General features: G+C 68.8%; 13 protein-coding genes. 8 read left to right on the forward strand and 5 right to left on the reverse strand.

The features are described from left to right. Positions 1 to 47: 47 nt before the first annotated feature. Positions 48 to 467: a hypothetical protein gene (locus GGQ62_RS14430; protein ID WP_152578040.1), complete on the forward strand. Its 420-nt coding sequence runs from the start codon at positions 48 to 50 to the stop codon at positions 465 to 467. A gap of 14 nt (positions 468 to 481) precedes the next feature. Here the strand turns inward: GGQ62_RS14430 and GGQ62_RS14435 are convergent, their stop codons facing one another. Beyond that, positions 482 to 2,764, reverse strand: coding sequence for a xanthine dehydrogenase family protein molybdopterin-binding subunit (locus GGQ62_RS14435; RefSeq protein WP_152578039.1), 2,283 nt, complete (start codon positions 2,762 to 2,764; stop codon positions 482 to 484). Beyond that, the gene (locus GGQ62_RS14440) at positions 2,761 to 3,558 is read right to left on the reverse strand and encodes a Rossmann-fold NAD(P)-binding domain-containing protein (RefSeq protein ID WP_152578038.1); all 798 of its coding nucleotides are present in this window, start codon (positions 3,556 to 3,558) and stop codon (positions 2,761 to 2,763) included. Before GGQ62_RS14440 ends, GGQ62_RS14435 begins: the two co-directional genes overlap by 4 nt. Before the next feature lie 115 nt (positions 3,559 to 3,673). Between GGQ62_RS14440 and GGQ62_RS14445 the strand changes: the two genes are divergently transcribed. Further along, entirely contained in the window at positions 3,674 to 4,834 is a 1,161-nt protein-coding gene (locus GGQ62_RS14445) for a hypothetical protein (protein WP_152578037.1), read from the forward strand. Between the two features lie 15 nt (positions 4,835 to 4,849). On the opposite strand, the gene GGQ62_RS14450 is transcribed toward GGQ62_RS14445, so the two are convergent. After that, positions 4,850 to 6,034: a M48 family metalloprotease gene (locus tag GGQ62_RS14450; RefSeq protein ID WP_152578036.1), complete on the reverse strand. Its 1,185-nt coding sequence runs from the start codon at positions 6,032 to 6,034 to the stop codon at positions 4,850 to 4,852. A 106-nt stretch (positions 6,035 to 6,140) separates the two neighbouring features. On the opposite strand from GGQ62_RS14450, the gene pepN reads away from it, so the two are divergent. The 5 genes from pepN to GGQ62_RS14475 all read left to right on the forward strand — a co-directional run bounded on the left by pepN (position 6,141) and on the right by GGQ62_RS14475 (position 11,282). Beyond that, on the forward strand, positions 6,141 to 8,717 hold the full coding sequence (pepN, locus tag GGQ62_RS14455) for an aminopeptidase N (RefSeq protein ID WP_152578278.1): 2,577 nt from the start codon (positions 6,141 to 6,143) through the stop codon (positions 8,715 to 8,717). A gap of 12 nt (positions 8,718 to 8,729) precedes the next feature. Beyond that, a complete protein-coding gene (locus GGQ62_RS14460; protein ID WP_152578035.1) occupies positions 8,730 to 9,644 on the forward strand; it encodes a histone deacetylase family protein in 915 nt (304 codons plus the stop codon). 68 nt (positions 9,645 to 9,712) lie between these two features. Then, complete coding sequence (locus GGQ62_RS14465; protein WP_167649687.1) at positions 9,713 to 10,279, forward strand: sigma-70 family RNA polymerase sigma factor; 567 nt, start codon at positions 9,713 to 9,715, stop codon at positions 10,277 to 10,279. After that, entirely contained in the window at positions 10,276 to 10,734 is a 459-nt protein-coding gene (locus GGQ62_RS14470) for a hypothetical protein (protein WP_152578033.1), read from the forward strand. Before GGQ62_RS14465 ends, GGQ62_RS14470 begins: the two co-directional genes overlap by 4 nt. After that, complete coding sequence (locus tag GGQ62_RS14475; protein ID WP_152578032.1) at positions 10,731 to 11,282, forward strand: periplasmic heavy metal sensor; 552 nt, start codon at positions 10,731 to 10,733, stop codon at positions 11,280 to 11,282. The genes GGQ62_RS14470 and GGQ62_RS14475 overlap by 4 nt, the downstream gene beginning before the upstream one ends. A gap of 37 nt (positions 11,283 to 11,319) precedes the next feature. Here GGQ62_RS14475 and GGQ62_RS14480 read toward each other — a convergent pair whose 3' ends face one another. Continuing rightward, positions 11,320 to 12,192 (reverse strand): D-amino-acid transaminase, encoded by an 873-nt coding sequence (locus GGQ62_RS14480; RefSeq protein ID WP_152578031.1) that lies wholly within the window; start codon positions 12,190 to 12,192, stop codon positions 11,320 to 11,322. 54 nt (positions 12,193 to 12,246) lie between these two features. On the opposite strand from GGQ62_RS14480, the gene GGQ62_RS14485 reads away from it, so the two are divergent. Then, entirely contained in the window at positions 12,247 to 13,638 is a 1,392-nt protein-coding gene (locus GGQ62_RS14485; protein ID WP_152578030.1) for a cryptochrome/photolyase family protein, read from the forward strand. On the opposite strand, the gene GGQ62_RS14490 is transcribed toward GGQ62_RS14485, so the two are convergent. Beyond that, positions 13,617 to 14,936 carry an APC family permease gene (locus GGQ62_RS14490; RefSeq protein ID WP_152578029.1) on the reverse strand — a complete coding sequence of 440 codons (1,320 nt, stop codon included), beginning with the start codon at positions 14,934 to 14,936 and terminating at the stop codon, positions 13,617 to 13,619. The genes GGQ62_RS14485 and GGQ62_RS14490 overlap by 22 nt on opposite strands. Between the last annotated feature and the right edge of the window lie 45 nt (positions 14,937 to 14,981).

Raw genomic sequence — 14,981 nt, forward strand, 5'->3', positions numbered from 1 at the left:
CGGTCCTAGACCTCGCCTGTCCACAATCGACGGGTGGGAGGACGACAATGAAACTCGAACTGTCCGAAAACGGGGGCGCAGGGCCGACGGTGGCGTCGCCGCCGATGCCGGTCGTCAGCGTGGCCGATGCACCGCCGCCATTGCGGTTCGACCTTCCGGCCCGGCTTTTCCTGCAGCTCGTCGTGGTCGCCATCGGCTATCTCGCCGTGATGGGGTTTGCCTTTCGCGGCGGCGCCGGGATCGGGCTGTTCTTCACCATCTTCGCGGTCGTGCTGGTTGCCTATTATGGCTTGCCGCTTCTGTTGGCGCGCGCTGGCGGCCGTGATACCGATGCCTATCCGCAGCGCGGCGCCTGGGGAATCGACACCGCCAGCGGTTACCTGACCGGCCGGGCCGCCTGGGCGCAGGTGATGACGGTGCCGTTGCTGATGCTCGGCTGGGCGGTATTGGTCGCGATCATCGCCTAACCGCGGCCTGGGCCCTATTCGGCCGCCAGAGGGCGATCGAGCGCCCTTGCGGCCCGCCACAGCTTTTCGATCGTCGCCGGCATCTCGATCTGGGTCCCGTCGAGCGCATCGATGATGGCGTTCATGATCGACGGCATGGCGCCGATGGTGCCCGCTTCGCCGCAGCCCTTGACGCCGAGCGGATTGGTCGGGCTCGGCGTGCCCAGCGTGTCGAAGCCGATCGCTGCCGGCATGTCGTCGGCGCGCGGCACGCCATAGTCCATGAAGCTGCCGGTGACGAGCTGGCCATCGTCCGAATAGACGATATCCTCCAGCAGCACCTGGCCCAGCCCCTGGGCGACGCCGCCATGGACCTGGCCTTCGACCAGCATCGGGTTGACCAGCTTGCCGAAGTCATCGACGAGCGAATAGCGGGTGACGGTGACCTTGCCGGTCGCAGGATCGAGCGACACCTCGGCGATGTGGCAGCCGTTGGGGAACGACGGCGCCGGCTTGCCGGTGGTATATTTGCTGCGTCCATCAAGCCCGCCGGGATGCGCGGCGGCAAGTTCGGCAAGGCTGCGCGTCGCGTTGGTGCCGCGGGCGCGGAACACGCCATCGGCATAATCGATTTCGGCGGCCTCCAGATCGGCACGCGCCAGTTCCAGCCCGCGTTCGATCAGGGCATCGGCCGATGCCAGCACGGCGCCGCCGCCAAACGCCATCGATCGCGAGCCGCCGGTGCCATGGCCTTCGTCGAGCCGGTCGGTATCGCCCTGGACGATGCGGATATCGTCCATGTCGATGCCCAGCCGCTCGCTGAGCACCTGTGCATAGGCGGTTTCATGGCCCTGGCCGTTGGACTGGGTGCCGACCGCCATTTCGACAATGCCATCGGCAGCAACGCGGACATCGGCATATTCGTCGCTGCCGCCGCCGCCGGCGATCTCGACATAATAAGCGATGCCGCGGCCCAGCCGCAGGCCCTTGGCGGCTGCCGCTGCCTTGCGGGCCGAAAAGCCCGCCCAATCGGCCTGGCGCAGCGCCTTTTCGAGCACGGCCGGGAAATTGCCGATATCGAAGGTCAGCCCGATTCCGTTGTCGTGTGGCAATTCGGCGGGCGTCAGCAGGTTGCGGCGGCGGATTTCGTCGACACCAAGCCCCAGTTCGCGCGCCGCGGCCTCGATCAGCCGTTCCATGACATAGGCCGATTCGGGTCGCCCGGCCCCGCGATAGGCATCGACCGGCGCGGTGTTGGTGACGACGCCATGGACGAGGTTGTGGATGACCGGGATGCGATAGACGCCGCCCATGATCTTGCCGCCAGCGACGGTCTGGATGGCGGGGCCATATTGCGCCTGATAGGCGCCGAGATCGGACCAGGTCTCCACCGCCAGCGCCGTGATCAGGCCCTGGTCGTCGAAGCCGAGCCGGGCTTCACTGACCATGGCGCGGCCATGGGTATCTGTCTGGAACGCGTCGCTGCGCTCCCCGGTCCATTTCACCGGCCGGCCGAGCGCCTTGGCGGCGTGGAGAACGAGCGGATATTCGGCATAGACGAAGGTCTTCATGCCGAACCCGCCGCCGACATCTCCGGTGACGATCTTGACCTTGTCGGGGGCGACCTTGAGGATCGGCCCCGCCAGCATCTGGCGCATCCCGGCGACGCCCTGGCTGCCCGTCGACAGGGTATAGACGCCGGTCGCCGGGTCATATTCGCCGAGCGCGGCGCGCACCTCCATCGACGTCGGCGCAACGCGATTCTGGACGATGCGCAGCGCGGTGACATGCGCGGAGCCGGCCAGCGCCGCCGCGGCCTTGTCGCCATCGCCTGCCGCCCAGTCGAACAGGCTGTTCGACTTCGCCGCGTCCCAGATCCTGGGAGCGCCCTCGGCAAGCGCCGCTTCGAGCGAGGCGACGACCGGAAGCTCGCTGTAATCGACCTCGATCGCTTCCGACCCGGCGCGCGCCGCCTCGCGGCTTTCGGCAACGACAAAGGCGACCGCGTCGCCGACGAAGCGGACGCGGGTGTCGGCGAGAAGGATGCGCGGCGTTTCGAGCGGCGCCGAGAAGGGCACCAGGCACGGCACCGGGCCATATTCGGCAATGTCCTGATATGTATAGACCGCGACGACGCCGGGCACCGCGCGCGCCGCGCTGGTATCGATCCCCCTGATCTCGGCATGGGCATAGGGGGACCGCAGCGTTACTCCGTACAACATGCCGTCACGCTGCAAGTCGTCGGTAAAATTGCCCTTGCCGGTCAACAGGCGAACATCTTCGACACGTTTGACCGACTGGCCTGCCCCGAACTTCATGACGTCATCTCCCCAAGACAGGCGCGCAGCCCATCGCGATAGTCAGGATAGCGCAAGTCATACCCCAAATCCCGCGTCATCTTGCCATTGGCGACACGGCGGCACTCGCCATAAAAGGCACGGCCCATCGGCGACAGCTGCGCCGCGTCGAGCGTCTGCAACGGGGCCGGTGCGACCCCCAGCAACTGCGCCGCAAAGGCGGTAACGGCCTCGCCGGGGGCAGGCTCGTCGTCGCAAAGATTGTAGATCCCCGGCGCGCCGCGGCGCAGGCTGGCAAGCATCGCGCCGACGATGTCATCGACATGGACGCGCGAAAACACATGGCCGGGCAGGTCGATGCGCGCCACCGGCCCGGCGCGCAGCCGGTCGAGCGCGCTCCGGCCGGGGCCATAGATGCCGGGCAGCCGAAAGACCCGCGCCTGCGGATGCAGGGCCTGCCAGGCCTCGTCGGCAGCGAGCCGCCCGGAGCGGCGACCGTTCAGCGGCGCGGCTTCGTCGACCCAGGCGCCGGCAGCGTCGCCATAAACTCCGGTCGATGACAGATAGCCGACCCAGCGCGCCGGGGCGGCAGCAATCGCATCGCCGTGCGCGACGAGCACCGGGTCGTCGCCGCTGGCTGCCGGCGGTACCGAGGACAGGATGTGCGTCGCTGCCGCGATCACGCCGGGCAGCGCCGGGTCGCCGAGTGTCAGCGTGTCCGGCCCGGGCCGCGAGCGGACGGCGGTCACGGCGCCGGGAAAGGCCGCCGCGAACCGCGCTGCCGTGTAACCGAGGCCGAGGACGAGGAGGTGCATGTCATCGGTTAGGCGCGCAGGCGACGATTCGGCAAGCTGTGGTGCGTGACCGCATTGCGGCGCGCGGCGGCTGTGATAGCTTGGTGTCGTCGGTGGATTGCAAAGGCTTGCGACGATGGTGTCCGTGCTGTTCCTGTTGCTGCAGAGCGCCGCGATGGTCCCGCCAAATGCTGCCGCAATCGATGATGACGGCACCATCACCGTCACGGCGACGCAGTTGCCCGACCTCGCCGCCCAGGCCGAAGCCTGTGCAAAACAGCTGTGCCCGACCCGCAAGGACATCGCCGTCACGGTCGCCTATGCTTCAGCGTTGTTCGACGAGGGGAATTACCGCGATGCCAAGCGCCTGTTGGCGGGCGCTGTCACCCGCACCAGGGACGCCGCCAAGGCCGAGCCCATCGCGGTTTCGACGCTGTATCAGGCGCAGGCGACGCTGGCGTCGCACGAAGGCGACCAGGATATCGTGCGCGATGCGACCTGGGCCAGCGCCAATGTGCTGCGCGAGGGGCTGCCGGACAATTCGCTGCCGCAATTGACCGCCGAATTGCGGCTGGCCGACTGGCAATTGCGCACCGGGGACAAGACCGGGGCGATCGCGCGCTATGCCGATATTGCCGCGCGTGCTGCGGCGGCCGGCCACGGCGCCATCGGCGATGTCGCGTCGCTGCGCCGGGCGGTAACGGTCGAATCGACCGGGCGCACCAGTGAAGCGATGGCGCTGCTCGACAGCCTCGCGGCGCGGCCGGGCGCGGATGCTGCCGAACTGCGCCGCGCAGCGCTTTCGACCGCGGCGCGGTTGGCGACGCGGGCGGGCAGGACGCAGCAGGCCGATGCCTATGTCGCGCTGCTGGCGGCCGAGCCGGGTGGAGCGGAACCCGTGCTGATATCGAGCGCCGAACTGCCACGTCCCGGCCGGCCCGATACGGCACCTTTTCTCGACGGCGTCGGGTTGGACCGCGGTGCCCGCGGGTCGGACCTGGCGGGGCTGCGCTGGGTCGATATCGGGTATCGGATCCTGCCCGACGGAAGGGTTGCGGATATCCGCTTCGTGCGCGGCTCGGCACGGCTGGCATGGGCGCAACCGTTGCTCGGCTATATCGGCAGCCGGCGCTATACCCCCTTTGCCGGCAGCGATGGCGTCCATCGCGTCGAACGCTACACGCTGACCGCCGACTATATGGTGCCCAGCGGCAGCCTGATCCGCCGCCGCCTGCGCAATCCGCGGTTCGAGGTGATGCCGATGACCGTTTCGGCGGCCGCCGAAACGGGGCACTAGGCTCGGCCCGCGCGGTCAGCGCACGTCGGGCTGGTCCAGATGCTCGGCTTTCCAGCGCATCGCCGTCAGCACGCGGGTGTGGCCCGAAGGGTGGTCGAAGAACAGCGCCTCCTCGATCGGGCCGGGCTCGATCTTGCGATATTGCGACAGCTTCATGGCGATGCTGGCAAAGGACTCGGGGGCGCGAGCGGCGTTGAGGCCGAAGCGATCGGCTTCCATTTCCTGCGTGCGGATGAGGGTGTTGGTGGCGGGCGTCAGCAGCACGCCGATGATGGTGACAAGGATGGAGACGATCGGCAGGATCGCCGGATCGTCAAGGCTGGTCACCCGCCAGCGCGGGCCGAACCGCGCCAGCATCCATGGCAGGGCAATGCTGAGGACGAGAAACACCACGGCCACGATCAGCGTGAAGGCGATGATCATCTTGGGGCCATGGTTGAGCACATAATGGCCAAGCTCATGCGCCATCACGGCGCGGATCTCGTCGGCCGGCTGCTTCATCAGATTGTCGTTGAGCGCGATGCGCGTGGTGCCGCCAAGCCCCGCGACATTGGCCGAAATCCGGTCGGTCTGGCGCGAGGCGTCGACCAGGAACACATTGTCGGCCGGCACGCCATTGGCGCGCGCCATCGACAGCACCGCGCTGCGCACCGGGCCATCGGGCAGGGGGACATATTTGTTGAACAGCGGTTCGACATACAGCGGCGCGATGGCGACGAAGAAGGCGATGCCGGCGATGGTGATCGCCGTGGCGCCGATCCACCAGCCGCGCGGCGAGCGGCGGATGGCGGCATGGATGCCGGTGAACAGCAGCGCGACGGCAAGGCTGCTGAGCGTCAACGCAAGCAGTTGCTCGCTGCCCCAGGCGGCGAAATCCTGGTTGAGCAGGCCATAGTGGCGTTCGCGAAAGAACCGCGTGTAGATCGTCCAGGGCAGCGCCATAAGTGCCGTCACCAGCAGATATACGATGGCGAACAGCCATGATTGCACGCCGCGCCGCCGGGTGAAGCGCGTCACCCGCGCCGACAGCGCCGCCGCCCAGCCGAACCGCAACAGGACGAGATCGACCGCGATGGCGACCAGCGCGCCCCACAGGATCAGCCAATAGCCGCCTTCGAAATAGGCGTCGGACTTGGCCCGTGCGGCGCCGTTCAGCGTTGCCATCCAGGCCCTGGTTGCCAGTTCGGGGTCGAACGCCATGCCGGCTCCTTGGAAATATGGTCGAAGCTGTTTTGTCGCGCGTCACGATGGTGACGGCAAGAGTTTGGACAATCGTCCCTGCAACAGGCAAAAGATGTTGATGTCCATGCTCGATGCCCGCACCGTTCTGCAGATGAACGAGGTCCGCCTGTCGGACTATCGCCCGCCCGACTGGCTGGTGCCGACGGTGGCACTCGACGTGCGACTCGACGTCGATCGCACGTTGGTCACGTCGCGGCTGACGGTGACGCGGAACGGCGACCATCGCCGGCCCTTGCGGCTCGATGGCCAGGACCTGGAGACGCGGCGGATCCTCGTCGATGGCGCTCCGGTCGAAGCCGTGCCCAATGGCGAGGAACTGGTGCTCGCCATTCCGGGCGATTCGGCGGTGGTCGAGATCGAGGTGGCGATCGCACCGCGGACCAACACGCGGTTGATGGGCCTCTACGGCAGCGACGATCTGCTGGTGACGCAGTGCGAGGCCGAAGGGTTTCGCCGCATCACCTGGTTCCCGGACCGGCCGGACGTTTTGTCGCTCTACACGGTGCGGCTGGAAGGGGACGCGGCGCAATTCCCGATCCTGCTGTCGAACGGCGATCGGGGTGCGGCGGAAACGCTCGACGGCGGCCGCCATGCCGTCACCTGGACCGATCCCTGGCCCAAGCCGAGCTATTTGTTTGCCATGGTCGGCGGGCAGTTGGCGGCGCTGCGCGACGAGTTCGTCACCATGAATGGCCGCCGGGTCGAGCTGGCGATCTGGACGGCCGCCGCCGATGTCGGCCGCTGCAGCCATGCGATGGCGGCGTTGAAGGCATCGATGGACTGGGACGAACGGATCTATGGCCGCGAATATGACCTCGACCAGTTCAACATCGTCGCGGTCAGCGATTTCAACGCCGGCGCAATGGAGAACAAGGGCCTCAACGTCTTCAATTCGAAATATATTCTCGCCGATTCCGAAACTGCGACCGACGCCGATTTCGACGCCGTCGCCGGCGTTGTCGCCCATGAATATTTCCACAACTGGACCGGCAACCGCGTGACCTGCCGGGACTGGTTCCAGCTCAGCCTGAAGGAAGGGCTGACGGTGTTCCGCGACCAGCAGTTTTCCGCGGACCAGGGCAGCGCCGCGGTGCGCCGTATCGACGATGTCCGCGCCCTGCGTGCCGTCCAGTTTCCCGAAGATGCCGGGCCGCATGCCCATCCGATCCGCCCTGACCATTATGTCGAGATCGGCAATTTCTACACGGCCACCGTCTACAACAAGGGTGCCGAAGTCATCCGCATGCTTCACACGCTGCTCGGCCGCGACGGCTTTCGCCGGGGCACCGACCTGTATTTCGAGCGGCATGACGGCCAGGCCGTGACCTGCGAGGACTGGGTTGCCGCAATGGAGGCCGCCACCGGTCGAAACCTGACACAGTTCCGCCGCTGGTACGACCAGGCCGGCACTCCGACGGTGACCGTGCACATGGCGCGCGCTGGACGGCAGTTGACCGTCAATCTCGCCCAGTCGCTGGCAGCAACCCCCGGCCAGCCGTCCAAGGCGATGATGCACATGCCGTTCCGGCTGGCGCTGATCGGGCGGGACAGCGGCCGGCGCATCGGCGACGAACGGCTTGTCGAACTGACCGCGGGCGAGACGCGGCTGGTTTTCGAAGATCTGGACGAGCCCGTGCTGCTGTCGCTCAACCGGGGTTTCTCGGCGCCGGTGAAGGTGGTCGCGCCCGCCAGTCGCGCCGATCTGGCGTTTCTGGCCGGCGCTGACGATGATCCCTTTGCGCGTTGGGAGGCGATGCAGCGGCTGTCGCTCGACGTGCTGGCCACCGACGACGACCCGCACGAGCTCGTCGATGCCATCGCGGCGACGCTGGCCGATGGCGCCGCCGGTCGCCTCGACCCGGCCTTTGTCGGGGAGGCGGTGCTGCTGCCGACCGAAGCCTTCATCGGCGACCAGGCCAGTGTCGTCGATGTCGAATCGATCCATCGGCGACGCGAGGCGGCGCGGGCCGCGATCGCGGCGGTGCTGGAGCCGCAATGGTGGCAGGCCTGGCACTGGCATTCGGGCACCGGCACGGCGCTCAACGCCGGCGCCAAGGGGGCGCGGCGGCTCGCCAATGTGGCGCTGGCCTATCTGGTCACCGCAGGCTCGGCCGAGGCGCTTGCTGCCGCCCGGCAGCAATATGACGGCGCGGCGACGATGACCGATCGCATCGGCGCGCTGTCGGCGCTGATCAACACCGACACCCCCGAGCGCGACGCCTGTCTGGCCGATTTCTACGATCGCTTTGCCGGCAACGGCGATGTCATCGACAAATGGTTCACCGTCCAGGCGCTCAGCACCCGTGCCGACACGCTCGAACAGGTGCAGGTGCTGTTGCGGCACAAGGATTTCACGCTGCACAATCCCAACCGGCTGCGTGCGCTGGTCGGGGCGTTCGCCGCCAACCAGCGGCGCTTCCATGCCGCCGACGGCAGCGGGTATCGCCTGCTCGCCGACCAGCTGCTGGCGGTCGATCGCATCAACCCGCAAAGCGCCGCGCGGCTGGCAGTGCCGCTGGGGCGCTGGCAGCGTTTCGATGCCGGCCGCGGCGCGCTGATGCAGGCGCAATTGCAGCGCATTGCCGGTACCGCCGGCGTCAGCAAGGACGTCATGGAGATGGCGACCCGCGCGTTGGCGTGACGGGGCAGGCGCATGACCGCCCCGCTGCCGCTGTTCCATCACCCTGATTACGTCGCGGCACTTCCCGCCGGCCATAGCTTCCCCATGTCGAAATATGCGCTGCTGCTCGATGCCTTGGCGGAGGCCGGGCAGGCGCTGGCGATCAGGGCCGCGGCGCCGATGCCGGCAGCGTGGGTGGAGGCGGTCCACGACCCGGCCTATGTCGCCGCGGTGCTCGCCGCCGCCGTGCCGCCGGAGCGCGAGCGGCGCATCGGCTTTCCGGTCACCGCCGATGTGGCGCGCCGCACGCTGGCGGTGGCGGGCGGGACCCATGCGGCAGCGCTTTGGGCATTGCGCAGCGGCTATGCCGCCAATGGCGCCGGCGGCAGCCACCATGCGCTGCCCGATGGCGGCGCCGGCTATTGCGTCACCAACGACCTCGCCATCGCCGCCAGCCGGCTGGTGGCAGAAGGCGACGCGACGCGCATCCTGATCGTCGACCTTGATGTGCACCAGGGCGATGGTACCGCCGTGATCTTCGCCGGGCGGGACGATGTGCTGACCTTTTCGATGCACGCCGAAAAGAACTTTCCGGTGCGCAAGGCGCGCGGCTTTCGCGATGTCGAACTTCCGGACGCCATGGGTGACGATGCCTATCTGGCGCTGCTTGCCGCCGAACTGCCGCCGTTGCTGGCGCTTCGGCCCGACCTCGTGCTGTTCCAGGCCGGAGTCGATCCGCACGCCGCCGACCGGCTGGGCCGGCTGGCGCTGACCGATGCCGGGCTGGCGGCGCGCGATGCCATGGTCGTCGGCGCCTGCCGGTCGCGCGGCATTCCGGTCGCCTCCACGCTGGGCGGCGGCTATGACGCCGATCGCATGGTGGTGGCGCGCCGCCATGCCGCGGGGCTGGTTGCGCAATGGGCGGCCGCAGCGCCGTTCCAGACGTGACCGGGGATCGGCGGGGGAAAGACGGCGACGGCCGCGTAGAGACCGATGTGAATGCGCTGCAACCTGCCATGATGCCGCCCGCCGGGCCACCGCCGCCATCGGCGACCTCGTTGCTGATGGCGCGACTGGTGGCAGGCGATGCGCGCGCCTTCGATGCGCTGGTCCGCGTCTTGCAGGGGCCGGCGCTGCGCCTGGCGGATCGCACGCTCAACGACCGTGCCGGTGCCGAGGACGTGGTGCAGCAGGCATTGACCCGGCTCTGGAGCCTTGCCGACCGGTTCGACCCGGCGCGCGGATCGGTGGAAGGCTGGTTTCGCCGCATCGTCGTCAATCTTTGTCTCGACCGTCGCCGCGCCATGCGCCCGGTGGTGCCCATCGACATGATCGGCGAAATGCCGAGCGACGCGCCCGATCCGCTCGCCAACGCCATCGCTGCCGACCAGAATGCCCGGCTAGCGTCGGCGATGGCACAGTTGCTGCCGCGCCAGCGCGTGGCGCTGGCGTTGTTCCATGGCGACGGCCTGTCGATGGCCGAAATCGCCGATGTCCTCGAAACAACGCCCAAGGCGGTCGAGGGATTGCTCGGCCGCGCCCGTATGGAATTAAAGAAGCTGATGGGACAGACTGCACCGTGACCCGAGACCGCGCCCTTGACATCATTGCCGCCTGCGGTGCCGACCCGGCGCGCTGGCCGGCCGATGAGCGTGCCGGTGTTCTCGCGCTCTCCGGCGATCCGGCGGTGGCCGCCGCGCTTGCCGAAGCGGCCCCGCTCGATGCGCTGCTGACGGAGTGGGCGCGGGCCGAGGGTCCGGTGCGGTCCTTCGACCCGGCCAAGCTGGTGCCGGCGCCGGCTGCCGCATCGGCCCCGGCGCCGCGCCGGCGCTGGTTTGCCGCGGGCGCGCTCGCTGCTGCCGTGGCGGCAGCGGTGGCGCTGACGCCGATGCGCCAGGCGACGTCCGGCACCGGTCAGCAGATCGCCAGTGTTTCCCCCCAAACGCCTGTGCCGTCGGCCACGGCGACCAGCGAGGCCGGCGATGCCGACTTTGCCTATGTGTTTACGCCGACAATTGATGAGGATGCCCTGATATGACGATGCCCCAACTTCGCGGCTTGCCGCGCCTGGCCCTGATCGGCGTGATGCTTGCCGGCACCGCCCCACTGGTCGCGCAGACGACGCCCGCGGCGCCGTCGGCCGCGACATCGGCCACACCCGACCGCGCCGCCGGCAAGCCCGGCTGGCACAAGGGCAAGCGCGGTGATCGCCGTCCCGGCGGCATGTTCGCAGGGCTCAGCGAGGCCGGTCGGGCGACGATGCGCGACGCGATGAAGGCCGGCGGCGACCCGCGCAGCGACCGCGACGCCGTCAAGGCGGCCCGTGACCGGATGCTGACGGTTCTCGATGCCGACCGGCTCGATGCCGGCGCGCTGAAGCGGGCGATGGACGATGAACGCCAGGCGGCCCAGGTCGGTCATGACAAGCGCCAGGCCGCGATGCTCGCCGGCTTCACCAAGCTGTCGACCGCGGACCGCAAGGCCTTTGTCGCCAACGCCCGTGCCATGAAGGACCGGATGGAAGCCCGCATCGGCAAGATGCGTGGCGGGCGCGGCCCCGGCGACATGCCGCCGCCGCCGATGTGAGGAAGGGAAAGGGGGGCCTCGGGTCCCCCTTTTCGGTTCAGCGCGGCGCTTTCCAACCGGTCTGCCGCGCGATCTCGTCCCACACCAGCGCCGCCAGCCGTGCTGCGACCGGCCCCGGAGCGCCGTCGCCGACGGGTCGGCCATCGATGGTGACGACCGGCAGCAGCGGCGCGGTGGTGGACGTCAGCAAGGCTTCATCGGCGGCCAACGCTTCGTCGAGCGTGAAGGGGCGCTCGACGACGGTGATCTGCGCGTCGCGCGCCAGCCGCAGCAGGGTGGCGCGGGCGATGCCGGGCAGGATATGCGCCGACAGCGGGTGGGTGATGATGGTGCCGTCGCGGACGATATAGGCATTCGTCGACCCGCCCTCGCGCACGTCGCCATCCGCGCTGACCAGCCAGCCTTCGAAGGCACCGGCGGCGCGCGCGTCCTGCTTGGCGAGGACATTGGCGAGCAGGCCGGTGGTCTTCAGGTCGACGCGCTGCCAGCGCATGTCGTTGACGGTGATGACGCCGACCCCCCGGGCCTGCTGGCCGATGCGCTGGGCAAAGTCGAAGCGCCGCACCGTCATCACCAGCGTCGGCCGGGCGTGGAGCGGGAACCCGTGGTCGCGGCGCGCGGTGCCGCGGCTCAGCTGCATGTAGAGCAGCGCGTCGCGGTGCCCGTTGACGGCAACCAGCCGCTGCGCCTGGGCCAGCAGTGCCGCATCCGACATCGAAAACTCGATGAACAGCGCCGCGCAGCCCCGGCGCAGCCGTGTCAGATGCCCGTCCCAATCGAGCATCCGGCCGTTCATCACCGCCGCCACCTCGTACAGCGCATCGGCAAATTGCAGCCCGCGGTCCTCGACATGGACATGGGCGTCGCGCAGCGGCACCAGGCGGCCGGCGACATAGGCAAGTTGCGGCATTTGGGCGCTTTCGTTCGGGGCGACGCCGGGGGTCATAGCCGCTAACAAGGGGCGATGTCAGCACCGCATCTCATCTGGTTTCGCAACGATCTGCGGCTTGGCGATCACGCTGCCGTGGCAGGGGCGGCGCGGGCCGGGCCGGTGGTGGCGCTGTACGTCCTCGACGACGAGGCGCCGGGCGACTGGCGGATGGGCGCGGCGCAGCGCTGGTGGCTGCACTACAGCCTGGCGGCACTGGCGCGGGATCTCGAAGCGCGCGGCGGCGCCTTGCTGCTGCGGCGCGGGGCTGCCGCCACGGTAGTGCCGGCGGTTGCCGCCGAAATCGGTGCCGCGGCCGTGCACACGCTGACCCATTACGAAGCCTGGGCCAAGGTGCAGGACGCCGCCATCGCCAAGGCGGTCACGCTGAAACGCTACCACGGCGCCCTGCTGGCGCCACCGGCGAGCGTGCTGGCGGGCAGCGGCGGCCGCTATCGCATTTTCACGCCCTGGTGGCGCAAGTTGCAGGAGCAGATGCCCCCGGCACGGCCGCAGCCGGCCCCCGAGATGACCTTTGCCAAGGCACCGGCGGGCGACACCATCCAGGATTGGCGCCTGTTGCCGGCCAAGCCCGACTGGGCCACCGGGTTCGACGTCTGGACACCGGGTGAAGCCGGCGCGGCGGCGCGGCTGGCGGACTTCCTCGAAGTCGCGTCCGATTATGACAAAGGCCGCAATCTGCCGTCGCAGGACGGGTCGTCGCGGCTGTCACCGCACCTGGCGCTGGGCGAGATCTCCATCCGCCAGGTCTGGCACGCGGTCGCCGATGCGGTGCCCGCGGCCCAGGCCGAGCCCTATCTGCGCGAGCTGGGTTGGCGCGACTTCGCCAGCAACATCCTCGACCAGTTTCCCGACCATGGCGATGTCCCGGGCCGCGCGGTGTTCGACGCGATCGCCTTTCGCGATGCGCCCGCGGATCTGGCGGCGTGGCAGCGGGGACGGACCGGCTATCCGATCGTCGACGCCGGAATGCGGCAGCTGTGGACCATCGGCTGGATGCACAACCGTGTCCGGATGATCGCGGCGTCGTTCCTGGTCAAGCATCTGCTGATCGACTGGCGCGTCGGCGAGCGGTGGTTCTGGGATTGTCTTGTCGATGCCGACATGGGCAATAATTCGCTCGGCTGGCAGTGGGTGATGGGATCGGGAGTCGATTCGTCCCCCTTCAACCGCGTGTTCGCACCGGTCACGCAAAGCGCCAAGTTCGACGCTGCCGCCTATATCCGCGAATGGGTGCCCGAGCTGGCCAATTTGCGCGACGCCGACATCCACGCGCCGTGGGAGGCAGAGCCGATGATGCTGCGCGCTGCCGGTGTCACGCTTGGCCGCACCTACCCGTACCCGATCGTGGGCCATGCCGAGGGCCGGGCGCGGGCGCTGGCGGCCTATGGTGCGGTGGCGGGCTGAGGCGCCGTGCGCCGCAGGCGATAGAGCAGGCTGGCCGCGGCCACGAACAGGGCAATGCCGGCCGCTTCCTGCCAGGTGCTCTGAAACCCGATCCAGATCATCGCCGCGCAGCCGGCCAGCGCGATCGCATGGAGGCCGGGGATCCGCACCGGTGGACCTGCCTGGGCGACATCACCGGCGCGCAGTTTCACCGCGGCGGCGCAACCGATCAGATAGATCAGCACGCAGAACAGCGTTGCCAATATGGCCAGTGTCGCAAAGCTGCCGGAAATCGTCAGGCTGGCGGCGATGGCGGCATGGGTGATGCTCGCCACCCAGGGCGCATGGGTGCGGGGATGGGTGCGGCCGATGGCGCCGGGCAAAAAGCCCTCCCGCGACAGCGCGAACAGCATGCGCGGCGTGAACAGCGAATCGCTGGCGGTGTAGCCCAGCATCGACATGGCAGCGCCGGCACCGACCAGGGCACCGAGCCACGGCGAAACCGTTGCCGCCGCCTGCGCCAGCGGCGCCTTCGAGCCGGCCAGTGCATCGCCGAGCAGGCCCTGCGCCACCAGCTGGACGATGATGCAGATCGCGGCATAGCCGAGCATGGCGGCGACAAGGGCGCGTGGAATGGTGCGCGCCGGATCGCGAACTTCGCCGGCGACGGCCAGCGATGCCTCGGTGCCGGTGAAGATGAAAATGCCGAGAATGGCGGCGCGGCCGATCTGGGCGCCGCCGTCGGGCATCGGCAGCGACAGGTTGGCCGGGTCGATGAACCAGACGCCGGCGGCGATCAGCAGGATCAGCGGCACCAGTTTCACGCCGGTCGCGATGGTGACGAACCGCGCCGCGATGCCGACACCGGCCGTGTTGATGGCGGCGAGCAGCGCAAACCAGGCAATGATGGCAAGGGTACGCACCGGCCCCGCAGCCATCGCAGGTACGACGGTGCCGATGACATCCGCCGCCCCCGCCGCCACGGCGCCGCACGCCAGCAGGGCGCTGACATAGTTGAAGGTGCCGGCGAGAAAACCCCAATAGGGGCCGAATGCGGCGTCGACGAAGCCGGCAATGCCGCCGCTGGTCGGCACGCGGCTGGCGCCTTCCGCGATGCAGATCATCACCGCGCCGACGGCAAGGCCGCAGCCGAGATAGGCCAGCGGCGCATAGCTCCCGACCGCGGCTGCCATCGGTGCGGGGACGTTGAAGATGCCGCTGCCGAGCAGGGTGCCGACGAAGGTTCCGACAAGTGCCAAAGGCCCGATCCGGCGCACCAGCCCGGCGTCGCGGCCGGCGGATGAAGGGACATTTGCCATGGGCGCGCAGAGTGTGCGTTGGCAGGTGCAGCGTCAATACCGGCC

The organism is Polymorphobacter fuscus, from assembly GCF_011927825.1.
Classification (GTDB): Bacteria; Pseudomonadota; Alphaproteobacteria; order Sphingomonadales; family Sphingomonadaceae; genus Sandarakinorhabdus; species Sandarakinorhabdus fusca.

Bases quoted from the DNA above. Each gene is read 5' to 3' on its own strand.
- GGQ62_RS14445 (WP_152578037.1), top strand. From the start codon at position 3,674: ATGGTGTCCGTGCTGTTCCTGTTGCTGCAGAGCGCCGCGATGGTCCCG.
- GGQ62_RS14485 (WP_152578030.1), top strand. From the start codon at position 12,247: ATGTCAGCACCGCATCTCATCTGGTTTCGCAACGATCTGCGGCTTGGC.
- GGQ62_RS14480 (WP_152578031.1), bottom strand. From the start codon at position 12,192: ATGCCGCAACTTGCCTATGTCGCCGGCCGCCTGGTGCCGCTGCGCGAC.
- GGQ62_RS14465 (WP_167649687.1), top strand. From the start codon at position 9,713: ATGATGCCGCCCGCCGGGCCACCGCCGCCATCGGCGACCTCGTTGCTG.
- GGQ62_RS14490 (WP_152578029.1), bottom strand. From the start codon at position 14,936: ATGGCAAATGTCCCTTCATCCGCCGGCCGCGACGCCGGGCTGGTGCGC.
- GGQ62_RS14475 (WP_152578032.1), top strand. From the start codon at position 10,731: ATGACGATGCCCCAACTTCGCGGCTTGCCGCGCCTGGCCCTGATCGGC.
- GGQ62_RS14440 (WP_152578038.1), bottom strand. From the start codon at position 3,558: ATGCACCTCCTCGTCCTCGGCCTCGGTTACACGGCAGCGCGGTTCGCG.
- GGQ62_RS14430 (WP_152578040.1), top strand. From the start codon at position 48: ATGAAACTCGAACTGTCCGAAAACGGGGGCGCAGGGCCGACGGTGGCG.
- pepN (WP_152578278.1), top strand. From the start codon at position 6,141: ATGCTCGATGCCCGCACCGTTCTGCAGATGAACGAGGTCCGCCTGTCG.
- GGQ62_RS14435 (WP_152578039.1), bottom strand. From the start codon at position 2,764: ATGAAGTTCGGGGCAGGCCAGTCGGTCAAACGTGTCGAAGATGTTCGC.
- GGQ62_RS14460 (WP_152578035.1), top strand. From the start codon at position 8,730: ATGACCGCCCCGCTGCCGCTGTTCCATCACCCTGATTACGTCGCGGCA.
- GGQ62_RS14450 (WP_152578036.1), bottom strand. From the start codon at position 6,034: ATGGCGTTCGACCCCGAACTGGCAACCAGGGCCTGGATGGCAACGCTG.